This window comes from Ruegeria sp. J8, assembly GCF_056531925.1.
In genome coordinates this window covers 179,978-201,733 of sequence record NZ_JBQFMR010000007.1, presented here as the reverse complement: position 1 = coordinate 201,733, position 21,756 = coordinate 179,978, and the positions used below count along the sequence as shown (strand labels likewise).

The window sequence follows — 21,756 nt, the reverse complement described above, 5'->3', positions numbered from 1 at the left end:
CCTTCCCCTTCTTGCGCGCATTCGCTATTGCAATCGCTGACCCGAGATTGATGACGCAGGACGCACCCCATGGCGATGGAAAAGACATTCAACGCGGCCGAGGCCGAGGCCCGCATCTACGAGGCCTGGGAACAGGCCGGAGCCTTCAAGGCAGGCGCGAACCGTTCGCGCGACGAAAGCTTTACCATCATGATCCCGCCGCCCAACGTGACGGGCGCGCTTCATGTGGGGCACGCGTTTAACAACACGCTGCAGGATATCCTGACCCGCTGGCACCGGATGCGCGGGTTTGACACGCTGTGGCAGCCCGGACAGGACCACGCCGGTATCGCCACCCAGATGCAGGTGGAAAAGATGCTGGCCAATACCCAGCAACCAGGACGACGTGAGCTGGGGCGCGAGGCGTTTCTGGACAAGGTCTGGGAATGGAAAGGCGAATACGGCGGCACCATCATCGAACAGCTTAAACGGCTGGGCTCCAGCTGTGACTGGTCGCGCAATGCGTTTACCATGGCGGGCGCACCGCGTGACCCGCGCACCGGCCACGAAAATTCTGCGAATTTTCACGACGCGGTCATCAAGGTTTTCGTCGATATGTACGAAAAGGGCCTGATCTATCGCGGCAAGCGTCTGGTCAACTGGGACCCGCATTTCGAGACGGCGATCTCGGATTTGGAAGTCGAGAACATCGAAACGCCCGGCCATATGTGGCACTTCAAATACCCGCTGGCCGGCGGCGAAACCTATACCTATGTCGAAAAGGACGAGGACGGGAACGTCGTGCTTGAGGAAGAGCGCGACTATATCTCGATCGCCACGACCCGCCCCGAAACCATGCTGGGAGACGGCGCGGTTGCGGTTCATCCGTCGGATGAGCGTTACGCCCCAATCATCGGGAAACTCTGCGAAATCCCGGTTGGTCCGAAAGAACATCGCCGCCAGATTCCGATCATCACCGATGAGTATCCCGATCCCGATTTCGGCTCGGGCGCGGTGAAGATCACCGGCGCGCATGACTTCAACGACAACATGGTCGCCAAGCGCGGCGGCATTCCGATGTACCGCCTGATGGACACCAAAGGCGCGATGCGGGCCGATGGCGCGCCTTATGCCGATGAGGCCGACAAGGCACAGGAATACGCGCGTGGTCGCGAATTCACCGAGAACGAGATCGACGCGATCAACCTGATCCCCGATCACCTGCGCGGCCTCGATCGGTTCGAAGCGCGCGCGAAAGTCGTCGAAGAGATCACTGCTGACGGCCTGGCCGTGATGACCCGCGCAGATGACCCTCGTCTGGGTGTGAAGCTGGGCGAGGATGACGACCCGTCGGCGCTGGTGCCGCTGGTCGAGAGCAAACCGATCATGCAGCCCTTCGGCGATCGTTCGAAGGTGGTGATTGAGCCGATGTTCACTGACCAGTGGTTCGTCGACGCCGAAAAGGTCGTCGGCCCTGCGCTGGATGCGGTCAAGGAAGGCACGGTCAAGATCATCCCGGAGTCGGGCGAGAAGACCTATTACCACTGGCTGGAAAACATCGAGCCCTGGTGCATCTCGCGTCAGCTGTGGTGGGGCCATCAGATTCCAGTTTGGTATGGGCTCGATCTGTCGGCCGAGAACTTCAAGGATGACGAAAACGACGGCAACCTAGATCTGGTCGAATTGGGCCGTTTGCTGAACGAAGGCGGCATGCTGCATCGTGGCAATGTCATGGAATGTGCCGCAAGCCTTGAGGCCGTCACTGAAAAATTCCTCGACGATAACGCTGACATTCCTAGCCCTTTGAGCCACGCGACGGTCATCGAAGTCGCAGACAAGCATGAAGCGATCCATCAGTTCGCTGAAAGCCTTGCCCATTACGCGGTCGAACAAGACCCGACCAAGCTGGTCTATCCGGTGTGGCGCGACCCCGACGTCCTCGACACGTGGTTCTCCTCCGGCCTCTGGCCCATCGGCACGCTGGGCTGGCCCGAGCAGACCGAGGAACTGGAGCGCTACTTCCCCACCGATGTTCTGATCACCGGCTTTGACATCCTGTTCTTCTGGGTCGCCCGGATGATGATGATGCAACTGGCCGTGGTCGATCAGATCCCGTTCCACACTGTCTACCTGCACCAGCTCGTCCGCGACGAGAAGGGCAAGAAGATGTCCAAGACCACTGGCAACGTCATCGACCCGCTGGAGATCGTGGACGAATTCGGCGCCGACGCGCTGCGATTCACCAATGCCTCAATGGCGGCGATTGGCGGCGTGCTGAAACTGTCCCGCGAACGTATCACCGGCTATCGGAACTTCGGCACCAAACTGTGGAACGCCGTCCGCTTTGCCGAGATGAACGAGGTTTTCACCGACGCCGTGCCGCAACTGGACGTGGCCGACCTGAAGCCCAAAGCCGCCGTAAACCGCTGGATCATCGGCGAAACCGCCCGCGTGCGGGCCGAGGTCGACGCGGCGCTGGAAAGCTATCGCTTCAACGACGCGGCCAACGGGCTGTACGCCTTTGTCTGGGGCAAGGTCTGCGACTGGTATGTGGAATTGTCGAAACCCCTGCTGCAAGGCGATGACGCCGAGGCGCAGGCCGAAACCCGCGCCACCATGCGCTGGGTTCTGGATCAGTGCATGGTCCTGCTGCACCCGATCATGCCCTTCATCACCGAAGAACTCTGGGGCCTGACCGGCACCCGCGCGAAGATGGTCGTACATGCCGACTGGCCGACTTATGGCACCGAATTGGTCGATGCCGATGCGGATCGTGAGATGAACTGGGTGATCTCGGTGATCGAAAACACCCGCTCGGCCCGTGCCCAGATGCGGGTTCCGGCGGGGCTTTATGTGCCGATGCTGGTAACAGAGATCGACGATCACGGCCAAGCCGCATGGGACCGCAACGAGGCGCTGATCAAGCGATTGGCGCGCATCGACAGCCTGACCAAAGCGGATGAACTGCCCAAAGGCACCATCTCAATCGCCGCCCCCGGCGCGTCCTTCGGCCTGCCGCTGGCCGATATCATCGACATCGGTGCCGAAAAGGAACGGCTGGAAAAAGCCAAAGGCAAGCTGGCCAAGGAACTGGGCGGTCTGCGCGGGCGTCTGAACAACCCCAAGTTCGTGGCCTCGGCCCCGGAAGAGGTTGTCGAAGAAGCCAAAGCCAACCTCGCCGCCCGCGAAGAAGAAGAGGCTAAACTGAACGAGGCGCTGGCCCGTTTGGAAGAAATAGCCTGATCTTCTTCTCGTTCCATATACGGAAATCCCAAACCTCGCCGCACCACCCGTGGCGGGGTTTTCAGTTTCAGAGACAGCCTTTAGAATAGTGCCATGTTCGGGTCGCTAGCAAAACTCATCGAACGCCAGATCCAAAAGGCGCAGGCCGAGGGGCAGCTAGAGGGCCTTGAAGGCGAAGGCCGCCCCCTGCCCGACCGATCCGGCGAAGCGCAAACCGATCCTGCTTTGGCCGCCGGGCATCGGATCATGGCGCAGGCCGGTGTTTTGCCCGAAGAATTCACGATCAAGAAACAACTCGACGCTGCCAGGCAGGACTATGCCACACTGAGCGATCCGCAAGCGCGCAAACGGGCGATGGCGCGCATCGCCGATCTTGAGATGCGCTATAACATGGCCCGCGACGCCCGCCGCGCATTTATGCGCTGATCACTTGAAGACGGGCTTGCGACCTTGCATTTGGGCCGCGATGACCTCCATCTGCTCGGGCTTGCCAATCAACTCAACCTGTTCGGCGGATTCGGCCATCAGCACCTCGGCGCGAGGCTGAGTTTCGGCCAGATCGATCAGCCGCTTGGCCGCGCGGATGGCCGACGGGCTGCGGCCCCCGATGTCTTCGGCAAGCGCTATGGCCTCGGTCAGTGGATCGTCAGAGAGTTTGGTCACCAAACCCCAATCCGCCGCCTGCGACGCACCGATAGGCCGCGCCGTATAAGTCAACAGACGCAGAACGTCCGAGCGGACCAGCTTGGGCAGCAACACCATACCGCCCATATCGGGGATGATGCCCCACTTCATCTCCATCACGGCCAGTTTGGTGTCAGGATGCGCGATGCGCACATCCGCACCCAAGGCGATCTGCAACCCGCCGCCATAGGCCACGCCCTGAATGGCGCAAATTACCGGCATGGGTAGGCGTCGCCAGATCAACGCCAGTTCCTGCATCTCGTTGGCATCTTCGTGACTGCGGGCCATCAGCCATTCGCGCGGGTCGATATGGGCCATCTTGGCAAAGCTCGCCATATCCAGACCAGCGCAGAAACTCTTACCTTCGCCCGACAACACCACCGCTCGCGCGTCCGAAGCCGCCACTTCTTGCCCCGCAGACAAAATCGCCTTGATCATCGCGTCATCCAACGCGTTCATCTTGTCGCCGCGCGTCAGCGTGACATGAGCGATGTGATCTTTGTATTCGACGGATACGCGTGACATGCGGACCTCCCATTTCCGGTTGAGGCAAGCATGCCTGCAAGTGCCACCAAGTTCCAGATCAACGTTAGGGCAGCTTTTCGGCAGGCATTCGGCCGAACCACGGCGAATCCAGTGTCATGACATAAAAGTCATCACCTACAATCCGCCCTGCGGTCGTGATGCCCAAACGTCCTGCGGGGTCTTGCAGGTTTTGCAGGATCGTCCCGTCGCCGTCGAAGCGGATCACCATACCCCGATGGATCGGGGCAGGCCGGACCATCGGCCCCAACCGCCAGATCACCTTGCGCAGAAACGGATAGGGCATCAGCGCCTCAGTCGGTACGCGCGGGCTGGCGAAGGCCAGCCAATAGGTGCCGTCGCCCTGGGCTTTGATATTGTCTGGATAGCCCGGCAGGTTGTCCAGAAACACCTCTTGTGTTCCCGCTTTGGGTCCAGCCAGCCACAGCTTGTGCACTCGTGCGCGCCCGGTCTCAGCAATCAGCAGAAAATCTTCGTCAGGCGACAGCGCGACCCCATTGGTATAAACGAAACCTTCGGCGATCTTTTCGACGGCTCCCTCCGGGGAATAGCGGGCGACATAGCCAGCGGGCGATTGCTCCCAAATCGTCAGAACCGAAGTGGGTTTGGTGCCCCCCATGGTTTCGGGGTCGAAACGGTCAGACGAGTTCGAGAAATAAACCGTGCCATCACGCCCGACATCCAGATTGTTGGCGTAGATGACCGGTGCGCCGTCAATTTCAGAGACCAGCGTTTCCAAACTCCCCGGCCCTGTCCAGCGCATCAGTCCGCGATAGCTGTCCGAGATATAGAGGGCTCCGTCAGGACCGGCCTTCAGGCCCAACGGTCGGCCGCCAAGATCGTCGACCTTCTGAGGCGTATCCTGATCAATGCGGTAGAGCGCTCCGGACTGTGTGGTCGTAAAGACTGTGCCATCAGGCAGACCAGCAATGTCTTCAGGGCCTTCTTCGCCGTCGGGCAGGGAGATGAGTTCAAGCTGATCCAGCGCGTTGTTTTCAGCGAATTCGCCTGTAAAACCAGGGGCCTTTGGGGCGTCCCAAACGACGGGCTCAACTGCGACCGGCCAAAAAAGCAGATAGGCGAGACCAATTAGGATCAGACCGATTGCGATGCGCATGTGCGCTCCTTCCGTTGTAAATTGAGGCAAGGGTGCGGGTGTTTTGCCCGCAGCGCAAGCTTGCCTGACGGATGACCTTACGTTTATCTGCCTTCATGACAGAGTTCCGCTTTACCCCCCTTGCCCAATCCCTGCCCGCCACCGTGCCTTTTGTCGGCCCTGAAACGCAGGAGCGGCAGCGCGGTGCGCCTTTTCTGGCGCGATTGGGTGCCAATGAAAGCGTCTTTGGCCCCTCCCCGCGTGCGATCGAGGCGATGGCGCGGACCGGGATCTGGATGTATGGCGATCCCGAAAACCACGACTTGCGCCATGCTTTGGCGGATCACCATGACGTTGCGCCCGAGAATATCGTTGTGGGCGAGGGGATTGACGGGCTGCTGGGGTATCTGGTGCGCCTATTTGTCGGGCCGGGCGATGCTGTTGTGACCTCGGACGGGGCCTATCCTACCTTCAACTACCACGTGGCCGGGTTCGGAGGGGTGCTCCACAAGGTGCCCTATAGAGATGACCATGAGGACCCCGTGGCGCTGTTTGCCAGGGCGGCTGAGGTAGGTGCAAAGCTGGTTTACCTAGCCAACCCGGACAATCCGATGGGCAGTTGGCACAGGGGTGCAGATATAGTCGCCGCGATGGACAAACTGCCCGCAGGCTGCGTGCTGGTTCTTGACGAGGCTTATGTAGAATGCGCCCCCGAGGGCACCGCCGCCCCAATTGATGCAAACGACCCGCGCCTGATCCGCATGCGTACCTTTTCCAAAGTTCACGGCATGGCAGGCGCGCGGGTTGGATATGGGATCGGGGCACCGGCGTTGATTTCAGCGTTCAACAAGGTGCGCAATCATTTCGGAATGAACCGCGCGGCGCAGGCGGGGGCCTTGGCGGCGTTGCAGGATGATGAATGGCTGGCCCATGTTCAGCAACGCATTGCGGCAGCACGGGACCGCATTGGTGTCATCGCGCGGGATCACGGGTTGGAGCCCCTGCCCTCGGCCACCAATTTCGTTGCCATTGATTGCGGGCGTGACGGGGAGTTTGCCAAGGCGGTGCTGGACGCGCTGGTTGCGCAGGGCATTTTCGTGCGGATGCCGTTTGCCGCGCCTCAGAACCGATGCGTTCGGATCAGTTGCGGTGCAGAGAAGGATCTGGATGCGTTTGCATCAGCTTTGCCCAAGGCGCTGGCTGAGGCGCAGGCGCGTTTTCCCTGAGCTGGGCTCGTGTGGTGAGCGAGCGGGGGGCTGTTTGCCCCCCATCGCGCTTGGGCGCGATTCCCCCCGAGGATATTTTTAGCCAGATGAAGGGCGGATCTGCGCTTTAGGCCGCGAGAGTGGCTGCGGCGGCTTCGAGCGCGCCTTTACCGCGCGGGATGTTCAGCGCTGCGAGCGCGGTTTCGACCCCGCCCAGCATCGCCATCACCATTTGGGCGTTGACATGACCCATATGGCCGAGGCGGAAGCAGCCGTCCCAGTCCTCCATCCCCAAGCCGATGCCTAGGGTGAGGCCGAGTTGGGTCTCGGTGAAATGGCGCAGCGGAGTGCCCTGTCCGTGTGATAGGCGCAGCGCTGTGACTGCGTGACTGCGATGCGCGCGGTCGGCTACATTCAGGTGCAGCGCGCCGCCTTCTGCCCATGTCTCGCAGGCGGTCCAGATGGCGGTGGCAAGGCGCTCGTGGCGCGCCCAAACATGTTCGAGCCCTTCGGCGTGGATCAGGTCGAGCGCGGCGCGCAAGCCGTAGAGATGATGGGTCGGCGCGGTGCCGTCGAAATACTGATAGAACAGGTCGGGCTGGGCGCGCGGCACCCAATCCCAGTATTGCGAGACGCGGGGCATGGTGGCGCGTTTGGCGGCGGCTTTTTCGTTGAAAAAGACAAAGCCCACTCCTGCAGGGGTCATCAGTCCTTTCTGGCAGGCGGTGACCATGACATCGACGCCCCAGGCGTCCATTTCGAACCGGTCGCACCCGAGCGATGCGATGCAATCGGCCATCAGTAGAGCGGGATGGCCTAAGTCATCCAGCAGGGCACGCAATGCTGGAATATCGTTGCGTACGGAAGTCGACGTGTCCACATGCACTGCCAAAACGGCTTTGATCTCATGTGTTTTGTCAGCGCGTAAAGCTTCAGCGATGAGGTTAAAATTCCAAGGCGAAGAGGTCCCAAAATCAATCAACTGCGGCTTGGCGCCTATGCCTTCGGCCATCTCGGCCCAACCATAGGTGAAGCGGCCAGACGCTGGGGCTAGAACCACCTCACCTGGAGCGATCACGTTGGACAGTGCCGCCTCCCACGTGCCGTGACCGTTGGCGATGTAGATCGCCACTTTGTGTTCGGTTCGCGCCACGCGCTTGAGGTCGCGGGTCAGGTCGGGCATCATCTCGATCAGTGCGCCATCATAGATATTAGGCGACGGCCGATGCATCGCTTGCAACACGGCGTCAGGCATAACTGATGGGCCCGGAATGGCCAGATACTCGCGCCCTTGCGCGAGAGAGATGTGGTTTGTCATGGGGTCAACCTGTCTGAATTGACGCCCAATTTAGTGACGTCCCGCGCGGCGTCAATCCATCAGCTGCGACGCCTCACGTGCAAGTTTTTCGATGCCGGTCCAGTCGCCGTCCATGACCATCTGTTTGGGCGCGACCCAGCTACCGCCTGCGCAAACAACATTCGACAAAGACAGGTAATCGCGTGCATTTGACGGCGACACACCACCCGTTGGGCAGAATGTGATTTGCGGCAGCGGCGCGCCGATCGCTTTGAGCGCGGGGGCACCACCGGACGCTTCGGCCGGGAAGAATTTCAGCATGTCATAGCCCTGCTCAAACAGGCGCATCGCCTCAGAGGCAGTGGCCGCACCCGGCAGCAGGGGTAAGCCTTCGGCTTCACATGCGGCGATCAAAGCGTCGGTTGCACCCGGTGAGACACCAAATTGCGCACCCGCCTCTTTCGCTGCGCGGACGTCTTCTGGGGTGATCAGCGTACCAGCACCAACCACACCACCCGGCACCTGAGCCATGGCGCGGATCGCGCTGAGCGCCGAAGGCGTGCGCAGGGTGACCTCAAGCGCGGGGAGGCCTCCTGCGACCAAAGCCTCGGCCAGAGGCCGTGCTTGAGCCGCGTCATCGACGACCAGAACCGGCACGATTGGGGCCAGTGCGCAAATCTCGCGGGTGCGTTGGGTTTTGGACATGGTTTACACTCCGAAAATGCTGGCGCCAGTGTCAGCGGACCCGACATTCTGGCGGAAGGCTCCGAATAGGTCGCGCCCCACGCCGTGCTGACTGGCGCTGAGGTCGGCGGTGGCGGGTCTACGATCCAGCACGCCGGGCGTCAGGATCTCCAAATCGCCTTTTACTGCGTCGACCCGCAGGATATCGCCGTCTTGCAGGCAGGCGATGGGGCCGCTATCCAGCGCCTCGGGGACCACATGGATCGCAGCGGGGACCTTGCCGGAAGCACCCGACATGCGGCCGTCGGTGACAAGCGCGACCTTGTGACCCCTGCCCTGCAAGATCGACAACATGGGTGTCAGCGAGTGCAGTTCGGGCATTCCGTTGGCCTTTGGTCCCTGAAAGCGGACGACGACGATGACATCGCCAGTGAACTCTCCGGCCTTGAACGCGGCTTTCACCTCGTCTTGGTCGTGGAACACGCGGACCGGAGCCTCGACTTGCCTGTGTTCAGGCGCGACAGCCGAGACCTTCATGACGCCCGTTCCCAGATTGCCCGTCAGGCGTGACAGGCCACCGGTGGGTTGGAACGGGTCGCTGGCCGGACGGAGGATCTTGTTGTTCAGGCTGTGTCCTGCACCTTCTTCCCAGACCAAGTCGCCATCTTTCAGCTTGGGTTCCTTGGTGTAGTTATGCAGCCCCTGCCCTGCGACCGTCAGCGTATCGGGGTGCAGCAGGCCGTCCTCCAACAAAGTGCCGATGCAATAGCCAAGCCCGCCTGCGGCGTGGAAATGGTTCACATCAGCCAAACCGTTGGGATAGACCCGCGCGACCAAAGGCACCACGGCGGAGATATCCGAGAAATCCTCCCAATCCAGTACGATCCCGCCCGCACGCGCCATGGCGATCAGGTGGATCAGCAGGTTGGTAGAACCCCCTGTGGCCATCAGGCCGACAATCCCGTTCACAAAAGCGCGTTCGTCGAGGATCTGGCATACGGGCGTATAGTCATTGCCCAGCGCGCTGAGCGACAGGGCGCGGCGCGCGCCTTCCTCGGTCAGCGCATCACGCAGGGGGGTGTTGGGGTTGACGAAGCTAGAGCCCGGCAGGTGCAGGCCCATGAACTCCATCAGCATCTGGTTGGTGTTGGCAGTACCGTAGAAGGTACAGGTACCAGGGCCATGATAGGCGGCCATTTCAGCCTTCATCAACTCGTCGCGGCCGACTTCTCCGGCGGCGAATTTCTGGCGGACCTTGGCCTTTTCGTCGTTTGGCAGGCCGCTGGTCATTGGACCGGCGGGCAGGAAGACGGCGGGAAGATGGCCAAATGCTTGCGCGCCAATGATCAGGCCAGGGACTATTTTGTCGCAGACGCCTAAGAACACCGCCGCATCATATGTGTTGTGACTGAGGGCCACGCCGGTCGCCAGCGCGATCACATCGCGCGAGAACAAAGACAACTCCATCCCCGCTTCGCCTTGCGTAACGCCGTCGCACATGGCAGGCACGCCGCCCGCGACCTGCGCCGTGCCGCCTGCCGCGCGGATCGCATCGCGGATCAGGGCGGGGTAGCGTTCGAACGGCTGGTGGGCCGAAAGCATGTCGTTATAGGCGGTGACGATGCCCAGATTGCCTGCCGCGCCGGTGGCCATGGACTGCTGATCCTCGCCCGCACCGGCATAGGCATGGGCCTGTCCACTGCAGGACAGGTGCGCGCGAGCGGGGCCTTTGGATTTGGCCTGCTCCATCCGTTCCAGATGCGGGTCCCGCAGATCGGCGCTGCGCGTGATAATGCGCTGAGTGACGTCGGTGATGACGGAATGAACCATGATTACCCTCCGATCTGACGCCAGCGGCGTCCGTCCCGATGCATCAGCATCAGGGCTTCCTCTGGGCCAGAACTACCCTGATCGTATTTAGCGGGCCGGTCACCACGCTGTTCCCAGCCGCTTATGATAGGATCGACCCAGGCCCAAGCGGCCTCGGCCTCATCGCCGCGCATGAACAGGGTCTGGTCGCCGCGAATGACGTCCATGACCAGTCGCTCATAGGCGTCCTGTGCCCGCGCATCTGCGCCCAGCGCCTCAGCAAAGCTCATATCCAGCGCCACATCAGACAGACGGAAGCCGCCCGGGCCGGGGTCTTTTATCGTGGTGCGCAGGGTAATGCCTTCGTCGGGTTGAAGGCGGATCACCAGCACGTTGCCATGCAGAGGGCCAACATTCGGGAAAATCGTATGCGGCGGGTCGCGGAAGAAAACCGCAATCTCGGATTCACGGGCTCGCAGGCGCTTGCCCGTGCGCAGATAAAACGGCACCCCGGCCCAGCGCCAGTTGCCAATATGCGCCTTGAGCGCAATGTAGCTTTCGGTGCGGCTGGCCGGATCTCCTACATGGTCCAGATAGCCGTCGCCACCCTTGTCGGTACGGTACTGACCTCGGGCGATATCCCTTGCGTCGACCGGTTCTAACGCTTCGATCACTTTCACCTTTTCATCGCGCACCGCGTTGGGCGCGAATTTCGACGGAGGCTCCATCGCCGTCAGACATAGAAGTTGTACCAGATGGTTCTGGATCATATCCCGCATCGCGCCGGATTGGTCGTAGTAGGCCCCGCGCCCTTCGACCCCGACGGTTTCAGCGACGGTGATCTGAACGTGGTCGACATGAGTGGCGTTCCACAGCGGCTCGAACAGGGAATTGGCAAAGCGCAAGGCCATCAGGTTCTGCACCGTTTCCTTGCCCAAATAATGGTCGATACGGTAAATCTGATGTTCCTCGAAACAGGCGCGCAGCCCTTCGTTTAGCGCCTTGGCCGAGGCCAGATCGTGCCCGAACGGTTTTTCCACGACGATCCGGCTGTCAGGCGTTGCCACGCCGTGGTCGTTCAGGCGTTGTGCAATCCCGGAAAACAGGCTGGGACCGACCGACAGGTAAAAGGCGCGCACCACGTCCGGGCGCAGCATTTTGGCTAGCTCTGGCCAGCCTTTGTTCCCCAGTGCATCCACCGAGACATATTCGACCTGTGCCAGAAACCGATCCAGCACATCCTTTTTGAACTCCGGCGCGAATTCCTTCATCGACGCGCGGACCTGATCTCGGAACGCGGCGCTGTCGATATCCGAGCGCGCGGTGCCGATCACCCGGGCCTCGGGCGGCATCTGGCCGACCTCGAAGCGATGATACAGGCCGGGCAGGATCTTGCGTTGTGCCAGATCTCCGGTCGCGCCAAACAGCACCAGATCGAAGGGATTAACCGGGATTACGCGTGAAACCATCGACAGGCTCCTTCAGAACTCACTGGGCTTACCAGCTATGTTATCGCTAACATTCACCGCCGAACTAATGAAATCCGACGCATAAATCAACACCGGATTTGAAATTAGTTTCAAAATCCCTGCCCGCTTAGCCCTGATTGCGCAGCCACTCCATGACGGCGGGGCGCACGGATTGTTCGCCCCGGTGCCGCGCATCTGCGATGATCTTGCGCAGAGATTGCAGATCAGCCCGTAACAGAACGCTTTTCACCGGCCCGATTGAGGCAGGCCGCATCGACAGCGACCGGATGCCCATCGCAGCAAGGCAAAGCGCTTCGACCGGTCGGCCGGCATCCTCACCGCAGAACGACAGTGGCGTGTTCGAGATGTTGCAGCGTTCAACGATGCGTTCAATGAAGCTGAGGAAGCTGACATTCAGCGTATCATAGCGGCGGCGCACCAGTTCGTTCTCGCGGTCAGCTGCAAAGAAGAACTGTTTCAGGTCATTGCCTCCGATCGAGACAAAATCCACCTCGTCAAAGAACTTCTGCGGCGCAAAAGCCAGCGAGGGCGTTTCCAGCATCGCTCCAACTTCGATCTTTTCCGGCAGGACGTGACCCAGACGCTTTTCGCGTTCAATGGTCTTGTTGACCTCCCACCTGGCATCACGGAATTCGTCAGCTTGTGCCACAAATGGGAACATGATCGTCAGCGGGCGGCCATTGGCAGCGCGCATCAAAGCCTGCAACTGCATCCGCATCACGCCGCGTTTGTCCAGCCCCACCCGAATTGCGCGCCAACCCAGCGCGGGGTTGGGTTCTTCCACGTGTTTCATGTAGGGCAGAACCTTGTCCGAACCGATGTCCAGCGTCCGGAACACCACGCGCTTTTCGCCCGCCGCGTCCAGAACCCGCTGATACTGCGTCACAAGCTCGGACCGTTTCGGCATCTGATTGCGGATCAGGAATTGCAACTCGGTCCGAAACAGGCCTACGCCCTCGGCCCCCGAATTGCCCAGCGAGGGCAAATCCGCCATCAGACCCGCATTCATCACCAGATTAATCCGCTCGCCATCACGGGTCACGCAAGGCGTTTCGCGGATCGAGGCATATCTCTCTTGCGCCTGCGCCTGCATGGCGATCTTGTCGCGGAAGGCAGTGACGACGGAATCTTCGGGGCGCAGATGGACGCTGCCGTTGTCACCGTCGACAAGGATGTGATCCCCGTTCAACGCCTCGGTCGTAATTCGGCCCACATGCACAACCAGCGGAATCGCCAAGGCCCGCGCCACAATCGTTGCGTGGCTTCCGACCGAGCCTTCTTCCAGCACAATCCCTTTCAGCGACCTGCCATATTCCAGCAAGTCTCCGGGCCCGATATTCCGAGCGATCAGGATCGGGTCAGGCGGCAAATCCGCGCCATTGGTGTTGCCTTGCCCGGTGAGAATACGCAGCAGACGGTTGCTGAGGTCGTCCAGATCAGCCAAACGTTCGCGCAGGTAGGGATCCGTTACTTGCCCCATCCGCACCCGGGCCTGCGATTGCTCCTTTTCGACAGCCGCCTCGGCGCTCAAGCCGCGAGCGATGTCTTCCTCCATCCGGCGCATCCAGCCCTTGGAATTCGCGAACATCCGGTAGGCTTCCAGCACCTGCAACTGCTCGGTATCGCCATCCTTTGATATCTCGAGCATCTTGTCGACGCCGACCCGCAATTCATCGACGGCCTCGGTCAGCCGCTCACGTTCGCGATGAGGGTCTTCGGCAATGGGGTTGGTGACCACCACGCGCGGCTCGTGCAACCAGACATGGCCCTCGGCCGAGCCTTCCTGCGCCGGGCCGCCGCTCAGCTGTACCGATTGCTGGTGTCGTGGCGACAGAGCCGCACCCTCACCCACAAAGGCACCCAGTTCGGTCATCTCGGCCAGCACCATGGCGACTACTTCCAGCGCATAGACCTCGTCCGCCGAGTATTCCCGCGCGTCGCGGGATTGGACCACCAGAACACCAAGTTTTTCACCCAGACGTTGGATCGGCACACCCAGGAAAGACGAGAATCTCTCTTCCCCGGTTTCAGGCATATAACGGAAACCCTTGGCGGCAGGCGCATTCGGTGTGTTCACGATCTTGCCGAACTTAGCTACACGACCCACAAGCCCCTCACCCATGCGCATTCGGGTCTTATGAACAGCCTCGGGTGACAACCCTTCGGTCGCGCAGAGCTCCAATGTGTCTTCATCGCGAAACAGATAGATCGAGCACACTTCGGCCCGGATACTATCGGCGATCAGGTGGGTGATCCGGTCAAGACGTTCCTGACCGGCGGCCTCGCTCGCCATCTCTTCGCGCAGCCGCCCAAGCAGCTTGCGGGATTCAGTTTCGGTACCGTCCGCCATGGCCCACCCAAATTAGTGCGTCAGGCAAGACCTTTGGCTGAAACGCTCAGGCCGCCTTGTCCAGTTCAAAGGCATCATGCAGTGCCTGAACCGCAAGTTCCATGTATTTCCTGTCCACAAGGACGGAAATTTTAATCTCGGAGGTTGTGATGACCTTGATGTTGATCCCCTCATCCGAGAGAATTTTGAACATCTTGGCCGCAACACCCGATTGGGACCGCATGCCGATGCCAACCACCGAAACCTTGCAGACGTCTTCGTCGGCGACCAGTTCGGCATAGTTCAACTCACCCGCGTCCTTGATCGCCAACAGCGCTTTCTCGGCGCGTGCCACCTGATCGGTCGGGCACGAGAACGTCATGTCGGTGCGTCCCTCGTCCGAGATGTTCTGCACGATCATGTCCACATTTACGCCCTCATCGCTGAGCGCGGTAAAGATGATCGAGGCGATGCCGGGGCGGTCTGCCACGGACACAACGGTCATCTTAGCTTCGTCGCGGGAATAGGCCACACCGGCCACAACATTGGATTCCATGATATCCTCCTCATCGACGACCAGCGTACCGGCCTCGTCGGATTGTTCTTCGAAACTTGAGAGAACGCGCAGTTTCACCTTGTAGCGCATCGCCAGCTCGACCGAGCGGGTTTGCAGCACCTTGGCCCCCAGCGAGGCCAATTCGAGCATTTCCTCGAACGAAATCTTGTCCAGCTTGCGCGCCTTTTCACAGATGCGCGGGTCGGTAGTATAGACGCCGTCCACATCCGTATAGATGTCGCAGCGCTCCGCACCAAAAGCTGCGGCAAAGGCCACCGCCGTCGTGTCCGATCCACCGCGACCCAGCGTGGTGATGCGGCCTTCGGGGCTGATGCCCTGGAACCCGGCGACGACGGCAACGCGCATGCCTTCGCCGAATTTCTGGTTCAGGTTCTCGGTCGGGATTTCCTCGATCCGGGCCTGGCTGTGGGCGCTGGTGGTCATCAGCGGCACCTGCCAGCCCTGCCAGCTGCGGGCGGGGATATCCATTTCCTGAAGCGTCAGCGCCATCAAGCCGGCGGTCACATTCTCGCCCGAGGATACAACCGCATCATATTCGCGCGCATCGAACAATGGAGAGGTCTCGTTCACCCAGCCTACCAACTCATTGGTTTTACCGGACATGGCCGAGACGATGACAATGACGTCATAGCCCTTTGCCACCTCGACGCCGATACGTTTCGCAGCGCGGCGGATGCGGTCCAGGTTGGCGACAGATGTGCCGCCGAATTTCATCACGAGTACGGGCATGGGGGCTGGTGTCTCCGCGCCTTGGAATTCAGATCCCGAGCGTCTTATGTCAGGGGGACCGCAAGGGCAAGTGTTCAAAACCTTTTCCACTGCGGTCTAACGGGTGCTTTACATCCCCCCACCACGGTGTCAGCTTGGCCCCGTTCCATTTGTGAAGAGGTTCCCCATGCCCCGCCTAGCCCTTGCTTTTGTCTTGTTGTCCACACCCGCTTTGGCTCAGCAAGCCTCGCTTGCCGCAACAGATGGGCAGAACGCGCTTGGAACCGTACCCTGTGCCACCAATGCGGGTGAACCGCTGCGCAGCTGCAACGCCGAGCTGCGCCATCGCGACGATGGACGGATAACTCTGGCAGTTGGCATGGGCAATGGCGAGGTACGCAACATCTATTTCGCCGACGGCATCCCAGAATCCACCGATTCCGCCGCGCGCCTCAGCTATGAGACGCAGGGAAACGTCATGGTGATCTTCGTTGACCCCGGCGAGGTCTACGAAATCCCCACGGCGGCGTTGGCCCCTCGGTAAACTTAGGATCAGTTGCTTTTGCGGCTGGGGATAAAGGGCAAGGGCGCGACAGGAACGCCGTCCTCAATCAGGGCCTTGGCCTCTTCGGGTTTGGCTTCACCATAGATAGCCCGTTCTGGGGCATCGCCCAAATGCATCTTGCGTGCTTCGGACGCGAAATCCTTACCCACGTAGTCCGAGTTTTCCTCGACCTTGCGCCGTAACTCGGACAGCGCCTTCTCAAGCTCGGCGGGTGGAACCGACATCTCGACCGGGTTTTCTTCCTTGGCGGGTGTCTCGCTGCGCGCCTCGACCTTTCGGGCTGGGCGCACACGCGGGGTCATGATCGCCTTTTCAACGCAAGCGTCGCCACAGATGGCACAGACCACCATGCCTGCCCCGGCAAGCTTGTCGTAAGCGGCGGCCGATTGGAACCAACTGTCAAACGCGTGGCCCTTGCTGCATTTCAAGGCGTATTGAATCATGATCCGTCCAGATTGCGATTGCCGAATAGATACTGACCATCAAAACAATGACAAGCCCCAGTCTGCAGATCAATGCGACTGCGTTGCCACCTGCCGTAACATTTGGGAGAGTTCAGGCTGATCCACCCGCGCTGCCGCTTCCTGCATCGAAAACCATGCGCGCTCACGATCACCGCATTCGGGATAGCGCTCCGATAAGGACACTACTATCAGCGGAAATACATCCACCAGGCAAAGGACCGCTCCTTTTTTGCGCCGCTGTTTTACGTGCGTGTACCGCCCGATCATCTCAGCCGAACAGACCCCACGCACGCCCGCTTCTTCCCAGGCTTCCTGCCGCGCTGCCTCGGACGAAGACATCCCCTTGATCAATCCGCCCTTGGGAATAATCCAGCGGCCCGACCTACTAGTTGTGATCAGCAAAACTTCGGGGGCGCCCGCACGTAAACGGTAACACAATGCGGCGGATTGTTGTCGAACCGGAATCCTGTCCGATTCCGGCGGTTGATACCGCCATAGCCTGCTCATGCCCTGTGCCCCTTTCAACACCTGCGACGCCCAAAGCTTTGGTTTTTGTACTTATTTAGAGGGTCGTCGCAGAACCACTACCATACTTGGCGAACTCCACCAAGCGTCACATGCGTGCGGCCAGTTTTCGCACAAGATCGTCATGCGGGATATCGGCATCACTGGCCAATCGGCGCAAACCGAAATGCACGCGGGCGATACGCTGGTAATAGCGTGTGTAGACATAATTCGTCCCACCCCCAGCAAGCGCCCCCAAAACAGGTACGGATTGCGCGGCGAGTTTTTGCCCCAGCACCACCGCCAGTTTCGGCGCGACGGTGGCGATCAGCTTTTGAAGGGCCGGTCCGGTCAACGTCATCCGAGCTGAAAAAAACCCGAAATCCGCACCATCGTCGAAGGACAGCGGACCCGCCGCGGACAGAACCTGCACACAATCGAATTTCACACCGTCTTCCGATGGGTCAAACCCTTCTCGTGCCGCAGCACCTTGTATGGCGCGCAACAGCATCGTGGTCGTTGCGGGCAATTCCACCAAAGAGGTCGACACTCCGCCCACACCGCCTGCTGCGCCCATGGCCGTGGTCACAGCCGTATTCACCCAAGGTCGTTGATCCGGCACCGCCCTGCGCGACCCTTCGGCGGCATGCATGGCCAGCCAAAGCGCCTGCTCGGTTGCGCCAGTCAACGCCTCTCGCACTGACGGGGGCAGTTGATCCAGCAAGGTTTCCGCAGATCCGCCCAGACTGTTGAGCAACCGAACACCCGGCCCACCCGCCGAGCGGTAGTACCCGGCCAGCCGGTCCAACTCTGCCTCGGCATCCAGTTTTTCGACAAGAACAACGTTCTGCATGCGTGCCCTCCTGTCCTAAAAAGATCGGCACTATGCCCCGTTTTTTCAATAGCTCATCGGTCCCAACGCGTTACAGGACCTTTGACATCCGTCCACGCGTCCAAGGCAAGCTCAGCCCCCAGAACCCGTTCGGGATTGGTGGGCGGCGGCATCTCAACTCCGGTCAGGCGGGCGAAGCCGAAACGACTGTAATAAGGTGCATCGCCCACCAGCATCACCCGCTCCCATCCTCTGATAAGACCTGCCTGCAAGCCCTCGTGTATGAGGAAACCGCCCAAGCCCTCCCCCTGATGGGTGGGGTGCACGGCCACCGGCCCCAGCAACAACGCATCGAAGGTCCCCACATGAACGGGCCAGAACCGGATCGCCCCCGCCAAAATGCCCTCACCATCTCGGGCCACTAGAGACAAGCCCTCAACCGGCGGAACATCATCGCGCAACCGGTACGAGGACAGCGCCTCGCGCCCAGGCGCAAAGCACAGGTCGTACAAAGCCTCGACCTCCCACCAATCGTCCGGGTCCTCCGGCTTGATCGTGAATTGCTGCACCCCTGCCCTCTTTTCCTTGCTGGAATTCGCCCTAGCACTTCGTTACGCCTTGGGCAAACGCTTGGAGTTCATATGTTCTATCGCCCCGAAGACGGCCACGGCCTGCCGCATAACCCTTTCAACGCCATCATAACCCCGCGCCCGATTGGCTGGATCTCTTCCCGCGACGGCGATGGGATCAACAATCTGGCGCCGTACTCCTTCTTCAACGGGGTCGCGTATACACCGCCACAGGTGATGTTTGCCACGACCGGGACGAAACCCGACCAAGACGGCGGCAAAGACAGTCTCGCCAATATCGAAGCAACAGGCGTTTTCTGCGTCAACGTTGTCGCCCATGCGCATCGTGATGCGATGAACGCCAGCTCTGCCGGGTTACCAAAACATGTGGATGAATTCGGCCACGCAGGTTTGACTGCAGTGGAGTGCGAGACGATCCCATGTGCTAGGGTTCAAGACGCGCCCGCCGCCCTGGAATGCAAGCTGACCCAGATCGTCACACTGCCCGGCGCGGCGAACCGCGTTGTTTTCGGCGAAGTCACCGGTGTCCACCTGCGCGATGACTGTTTGAAGGATGGCAAGTTCGACGTCACGGCGTTTCAGCCACTGGCGCGGCTCGGATACCGCGACTATTCGGTGGTTACTGAACTATTCTCACTCAACCGCCCGGATGACTGAGCGTATAGGGGGCGCTGCCCCCGCCGCCTATTCGGCGACTCCCCCGGGATATTAATAGCCAGATGAAGCAGGGGATCCTCCGTTCATCTGGCCCCAAATATCCCGGAGCGCGAGGCGGAGCCTCGCTAAATCCTCAGTGACCGCCCAGAATGCCGGTGCGAACTGAATAATCGACCGCGATTTCATAATCAGGGTCATCGTCGCTATCGACCATAAGGTGACCGGCTTTGTTCAGCAGCTTGTGGCAATCTCGACTCAGGTGGCGCAGCATCACGCGTTTACCGGCCGCTTCGTATTTGCCAGCGATGTTTTCGATCGCCTGTAGGGCAGATTGATCGACCACACGGCTTTCGGCGAAATCCACTATGACGGTCTCGGGATCATTCGGGACATCGAAAAGTTCGACAAATCCGTCAGAAGAACCAAAGAACAGAGGGCCTTGGATTTCGTAAACTTTCGCACCTTTCTCTGTTTCAGAATCCCGCGTAATCGCATGGATGCGCTTGGCGTTGTTCCAGGCATAGGCCAGAGCCGAGACGATGACGCCGACGACAACTGCAACCGCAAGGTCCTCCATCACCGTAACAACCGTCACCAGCACGATGACGAACGCATCCATCAGGGGCACTTTGCGCATGATGTTGAACGAGTTCCAAGCGAAGGTACCGATGACCACCATGAACATCACGCCGACCAATGCGGCCAGCGGAATCTGCTCGATCAGCGGGGACGCGAAAAGGATGAAAATCAACAAAAACAAGGCTGCCGCGATGCCAGCGATTCGAGTTCGACCACCGGATTTCACGTTGATCATCGACTGGCCGATCATCGCGCAACCGCCCATGCCACCGAAGAACCCGGTAGCGACGTTGGACACGCCTTGCGCGATGCATTCCTGTGACGCTCCGCCCCGTTTGCCCGTGATTTCACCCACAAGATTCAGGGTCAGCAGCGATTCAATCAGGCCGATGGCGGCCAGAATGACGGCGTAGGGCAGGATGATTTCAATGGTTTCCCAGGTCAGCGGCACCATCGGAATGTGGAAAGGCGGCAGGCCGCCTTCGATCGAGGCCAGATCGCCTACGCGCGGTACATCCAGGCCAAAGCCGATCACCAGCGCGGCAACAACGACAATCCCGGCCAGAGGGGCCGGAACAACACGCGTGATGCGCGGCATGACCCAAATCACCGCCATGGTCAGCGCGACCAGGCCCAGCATGGTGTAAAGCTGCAGACCCGAAAGCCACTCACCTCCGCCCATGCCGTGGCCGGTGTTCTCCATTGTGCCCGGAACCTTGAACTGCCCAAGCTGCGCCAGAAAGATCACGATCGCCAGCCCGTTTACAAAGCCCAACATCACCGGATGCGGCACCAAGCGGATAAACCGGCCCCAATGCATGGCCCCGGCAATCACTTGCAGGATGCCCATCAGAACCACGGTCGCAAACAGGTATTCCACGCCATGCTCCGCCACCAGCGCCACCATCACAACCGCCAAGGCCCCGGTCGCACCCGAGATCATTCCCGGACGCCCGCCGATCAGCGCCGTGATCAGGCCGACCATGAAGGCAGCATAGAGGCCAACCAACGGATGCACGCCTGCGACAAAGGCAAATGCCACCGCTTCGGGCACCAGCGCAAGGGCCACGGTCAGGCCAGACAGCAGTTCGATCCGCAAACGGGACGGTGTCAGCCCTTCATCCGGCACCCAACGCAGGTCGGGTTTGGCAATACGGTTGGCAAAGCTTGCCAGCATGGCTCGGGGCATGGAATGTCCTGTCGGTTGATCTGCGCGCGAAAGGGGCCTTCTACCTGTCATCCGCTCTCTGAGCCACCGCATCAGGCGGGAGGCTGCTATGCACGGGGCGCATAGCCGGTATCTCACAAAGTCGTGAGTTGAACCTGCCACACCGGGGGCACACCTTTGCGCCATGCGATGGCTGATCTTGTTTCTTCTGACCCCTATTGCTGCCTTGGCGCAGGATTTGCAGGGCAATGACACTGCCAGCAACTGGCGTGTGACCCATTATGAAACCTACGGGGTCTGGAATTCCATCTGCGATGAGCGCAAGGAATACGGGGCGCTCAAGCAACGCTGTTACATTCGCCGGGCCGAGGTGTTTTCGCTGCGCCCGAAATTTGGAGCACAGTTCATCTTTATCACCCCTGCCCCGGATGGCGTGGAGATCGAGTTCGGTATCGAGCCCGGCACGTTGTTCTGGCCATCCGGCTTTCGGATCGATGGAAAGGACGGAGCGGTTTGGCGCACGCGCAGACCTGGATGTCTGACCGGGTTGAGCTGCACGTTTGACGGCATCGGTGCGGATGAGATCGTTGAAGCCATGCTGAAGGGCGAGGCCTATCGGTTCGAATTCCGCGACAGGCATGGGCAGGCACAGGACCTAACATGGCCATTGCAGGAATTCAGCGTCGCTTGGGCGGATTTCCAACAACAGGCGCAGGCGCGCAATCTGTTGACGTCACAATAAGCCGCATTGCC

At 60.3% G+C, this 21,756-nt stretch carries 19 protein-coding genes; 6 read left to right on the top strand and 13 right to left on the bottom strand.

Annotation, left to right across the window (positions count from 1 at the left end; all coding sequences use genetic code 11):
* The first annotated feature begins 69 nt into the window (after positions 1 to 69).
* The gene (locus ACR0L1_RS15985; RefSeq protein ID WP_480859798.1) at positions 70 to 3,222 is read left to right on the top strand and encodes a valine--tRNA ligase; all 3,153 of its coding nucleotides are present in this window, start codon (positions 70 to 72) and stop codon (positions 3,220 to 3,222) included.
* Positions 3,223 to 3,315: 93 nt separating this feature from the next.
* A complete protein-coding gene (locus ACR0L1_RS15980; protein WP_170790418.1) occupies positions 3,316 to 3,648 on the top strand; it encodes a DnaJ family domain-containing protein in 333 nt (110 codons plus the stop codon).
* On the opposite strand, the gene ACR0L1_RS15975 is transcribed toward ACR0L1_RS15980, so the two are convergent.
* Positions 3,649 to 4,431 carry a crotonase/enoyl-CoA hydratase family protein gene (locus ACR0L1_RS15975; protein ID WP_170770023.1) on the bottom strand — a complete coding sequence of 261 codons (783 nt, stop codon included), beginning with the start codon at positions 4,429 to 4,431 and terminating at the stop codon, positions 3,649 to 3,651.
* Between the two features lie 64 nt (positions 4,432 to 4,495).
* Complete coding sequence (locus tag ACR0L1_RS15970) at positions 4,496 to 5,566, bottom strand: SMP-30/gluconolactonase/LRE family protein (protein ID WP_480859796.1); 1,071 nt, start codon at positions 5,564 to 5,566, stop codon at positions 4,496 to 4,498.
* 95 nt (positions 5,567 to 5,661) lie between these two features.
* Between ACR0L1_RS15970 and ACR0L1_RS15965 the strand changes: the two genes are divergently transcribed.
* A complete protein-coding gene (locus ACR0L1_RS15965) occupies positions 5,662 to 6,771 on the top strand; it encodes a pyridoxal phosphate-dependent aminotransferase (protein WP_480859869.1) in 1,110 nt (369 codons plus the stop codon).
* A 106-nt stretch (positions 6,772 to 6,877) separates the two neighbouring features.
* Here ACR0L1_RS15965 and ACR0L1_RS15960 read toward each other — a convergent pair whose 3' ends face one another.
* The 6 genes from ACR0L1_RS15960 to ACR0L1_RS15935 all read right to left on the bottom strand — a co-directional run bounded on the left by ACR0L1_RS15960 (position 6,878) and on the right by ACR0L1_RS15935 (position 15,665).
* A complete protein-coding gene (locus ACR0L1_RS15960) occupies positions 6,878 to 8,068 on the bottom strand; it encodes a pyridoxal-phosphate-dependent aminotransferase family protein (protein ID WP_480502762.1) in 1,191 nt (396 codons plus the stop codon).
* A 51-nt stretch (positions 8,069 to 8,119) separates the two neighbouring features.
* On the bottom strand, positions 8,120 to 8,752 hold the full coding sequence (locus ACR0L1_RS15955) for a bifunctional 4-hydroxy-2-oxoglutarate aldolase/2-dehydro-3-deoxy-phosphogluconate aldolase (RefSeq protein WP_170782838.1): 633 nt from the start codon (positions 8,750 to 8,752) through the stop codon (positions 8,120 to 8,122).
* Positions 8,753 to 8,755: 3 nt separating this feature from the next.
* A complete protein-coding gene (gene edd, locus ACR0L1_RS15950; protein WP_480859794.1) occupies positions 8,756 to 10,561 on the bottom strand; it encodes a phosphogluconate dehydratase in 1,806 nt (601 codons plus the stop codon).
* Between the two features lie 2 nt (positions 10,562 to 10,563).
* Entirely contained in the window at positions 10,564 to 12,009 is a 1,446-nt protein-coding gene (zwf, locus tag ACR0L1_RS15945; protein WP_170790414.1) for a glucose-6-phosphate dehydrogenase, read from the bottom strand.
* A gap of 127 nt (positions 12,010 to 12,136) precedes the next feature.
* On the bottom strand, positions 12,137 to 14,380 hold the full coding sequence (ptsP, locus tag ACR0L1_RS15940) for a phosphoenolpyruvate--protein phosphotransferase (RefSeq protein ID WP_480548837.1): 2,244 nt from the start codon (positions 14,378 to 14,380) through the stop codon (positions 12,137 to 12,139).
* 46 nt (positions 14,381 to 14,426) lie between these two features.
* The gene (locus ACR0L1_RS15935; protein WP_170782841.1) at positions 14,427 to 15,665 is read right to left on the bottom strand and encodes an aspartate kinase; all 1,239 of its coding nucleotides are present in this window, start codon (positions 15,663 to 15,665) and stop codon (positions 14,427 to 14,429) included.
* 166 nt (positions 15,666 to 15,831) lie between these two features.
* On the opposite strand from ACR0L1_RS15935, the gene ACR0L1_RS15930 reads away from it, so the two are divergent.
* A complete protein-coding gene (locus tag ACR0L1_RS15930) occupies positions 15,832 to 16,188 on the top strand; it encodes a hypothetical protein (protein ID WP_480859792.1) in 357 nt (118 codons plus the stop codon).
* A gap of 8 nt (positions 16,189 to 16,196) precedes the next feature.
* On the opposite strand, the gene ACR0L1_RS15925 is transcribed toward ACR0L1_RS15930, so the two are convergent.
* The 4 genes from ACR0L1_RS15925 to ACR0L1_RS15910 all read right to left on the bottom strand — a co-directional run bounded on the left by ACR0L1_RS15925 (position 16,197) and on the right by ACR0L1_RS15910 (position 18,578).
* Positions 16,197 to 16,652, bottom strand: a complete 456-nt coding sequence (locus ACR0L1_RS15925) for a DUF1178 family protein (RefSeq protein WP_480502767.1) — start codon at positions 16,650 to 16,652, stop codon at positions 16,197 to 16,199.
* Positions 16,653 to 16,721: 69 nt separating this feature from the next.
* Positions 16,722 to 17,180: an NUDIX hydrolase gene (locus tag ACR0L1_RS15920; protein ID WP_480859790.1), complete on the bottom strand. Its 459-nt coding sequence runs from the start codon at positions 17,178 to 17,180 to the stop codon at positions 16,722 to 16,724.
* A 106-nt stretch (positions 17,181 to 17,286) separates the two neighbouring features.
* Positions 17,287 to 18,030: an EcsC family protein gene (locus tag ACR0L1_RS15915; protein WP_170790409.1), complete on the bottom strand. Its 744-nt coding sequence runs from the start codon at positions 18,028 to 18,030 to the stop codon at positions 17,287 to 17,289.
* 53 nt (positions 18,031 to 18,083) lie between these two features.
* Positions 18,084 to 18,578, bottom strand: a complete 495-nt coding sequence (locus ACR0L1_RS15910) for a GNAT family N-acetyltransferase (protein WP_480502769.1) — start codon at positions 18,576 to 18,578, stop codon at positions 18,084 to 18,086.
* Positions 18,579 to 18,650: 72 nt separating this feature from the next.
* On the opposite strand from ACR0L1_RS15910, the gene ACR0L1_RS15905 reads away from it, so the two are divergent.
* Positions 18,651 to 19,256, top strand: a complete 606-nt coding sequence (locus ACR0L1_RS15905; protein WP_170782847.1) for a flavin reductase family protein — start codon at positions 18,651 to 18,653, stop codon at positions 19,254 to 19,256.
* Between the two features lie 133 nt (positions 19,257 to 19,389).
* On the opposite strand, the gene ACR0L1_RS15900 is transcribed toward ACR0L1_RS15905, so the two are convergent.
* Positions 19,390 to 21,024 (bottom strand): SulP family inorganic anion transporter, encoded by a 1,635-nt coding sequence (locus tag ACR0L1_RS15900; RefSeq protein ID WP_170790407.1) that lies wholly within the window; start codon positions 21,022 to 21,024, stop codon positions 19,390 to 19,392.
* 163 nt (positions 21,025 to 21,187) lie between these two features.
* Here ACR0L1_RS15900 and ACR0L1_RS15895 point away from each other — a divergent pair, with 163 nt between their 5' ends.
* On the top strand, positions 21,188 to 21,745 hold the full coding sequence (locus ACR0L1_RS15895) for a hypothetical protein (RefSeq protein ID WP_480859788.1): 558 nt from the start codon (positions 21,188 to 21,190) through the stop codon (positions 21,743 to 21,745).
* Positions 21,746 to 21,756 lie beyond the last annotated feature (11 nt).

Coding starts and splice junctions, on each gene's coding strand:
- ACR0L1_RS15905 (WP_170782847.1), top strand. CDS start 18,651: ATGTTCTATCGCCCCGAAGACGGCCACGGCCTGCCGCATAACCCTTTC.
- ACR0L1_RS15955 (WP_170782838.1), bottom strand. CDS start 8,752: ATGTCCAAAACCCAACGCACCCGCGAGATTTGCGCACTGGCCCCAATC.
- ACR0L1_RS15980 (WP_170790418.1), top strand. CDS start 3,316: ATGTTCGGGTCGCTAGCAAAACTCATCGAACGCCAGATCCAAAAGGCG.
- edd (WP_480859794.1), bottom strand. CDS start 10,561: ATGGTTCATTCCGTCATCACCGACGTCACTCAGCGCATTATCACGCGC.
- ACR0L1_RS15985 (WP_480859798.1), top strand. CDS start 70: ATGGCGATGGAAAAGACATTCAACGCGGCCGAGGCCGAGGCCCGCATC.
- ptsP (WP_480548837.1), bottom strand. CDS start 14,380: ATGGCGGACGGTACCGAAACTGAATCCCGCAAGCTGCTTGGGCGGCTG.
- zwf (WP_170790414.1), bottom strand. CDS start 12,009: ATGGTTTCACGCGTAATCCCGGTTAATCCCTTCGATCTGGTGCTGTTT.
- ACR0L1_RS15970 (WP_480859796.1), bottom strand. CDS start 5,566: ATGCGCATCGCAATCGGTCTGATCCTAATTGGTCTCGCCTATCTGCTT.
- ACR0L1_RS15915 (WP_170790409.1), bottom strand. CDS start 18,030: ATGCAGAACGTTGTTCTTGTCGAAAAACTGGATGCCGAGGCAGAGTTG.
- ACR0L1_RS15935 (WP_170782841.1), bottom strand. CDS start 15,665: ATGCCCGTACTCGTGATGAAATTCGGCGGCACATCTGTCGCCAACCTG.
- ACR0L1_RS15920 (WP_480859790.1), bottom strand. CDS start 17,180: ATGAGCAGGCTATGGCGGTATCAACCGCCGGAATCGGACAGGATTCCG.
- ACR0L1_RS15930 (WP_480859792.1), top strand. CDS start 15,832: ATGCCCCGCCTAGCCCTTGCTTTTGTCTTGTTGTCCACACCCGCTTTG.
- ACR0L1_RS15965 (WP_480859869.1), top strand. CDS start 5,662: ATGACAGAGTTCCGCTTTACCCCCCTTGCCCAATCCCTGCCCGCCACC.
- ACR0L1_RS15895 (WP_480859788.1), top strand. CDS start 21,188: ATGCGATGGCTGATCTTGTTTCTTCTGACCCCTATTGCTGCCTTGGCG.
- ACR0L1_RS15925 (WP_480502767.1), bottom strand. CDS start 16,652: ATGATTCAATACGCCTTGAAATGCAGCAAGGGCCACGCGTTTGACAGT.
- ACR0L1_RS15960 (WP_480502762.1), bottom strand. CDS start 8,068: ATGACAAACCACATCTCTCTCGCGCAAGGGCGCGAGTATCTGGCCATT.
- ACR0L1_RS15900 (WP_170790407.1), bottom strand. CDS start 21,024: ATGCCCCGAGCCATGCTGGCAAGCTTTGCCAACCGTATTGCCAAACCC.
- ACR0L1_RS15975 (WP_170770023.1), bottom strand. CDS start 4,431: ATGTCACGCGTATCCGTCGAATACAAAGATCACATCGCTCATGTCACG.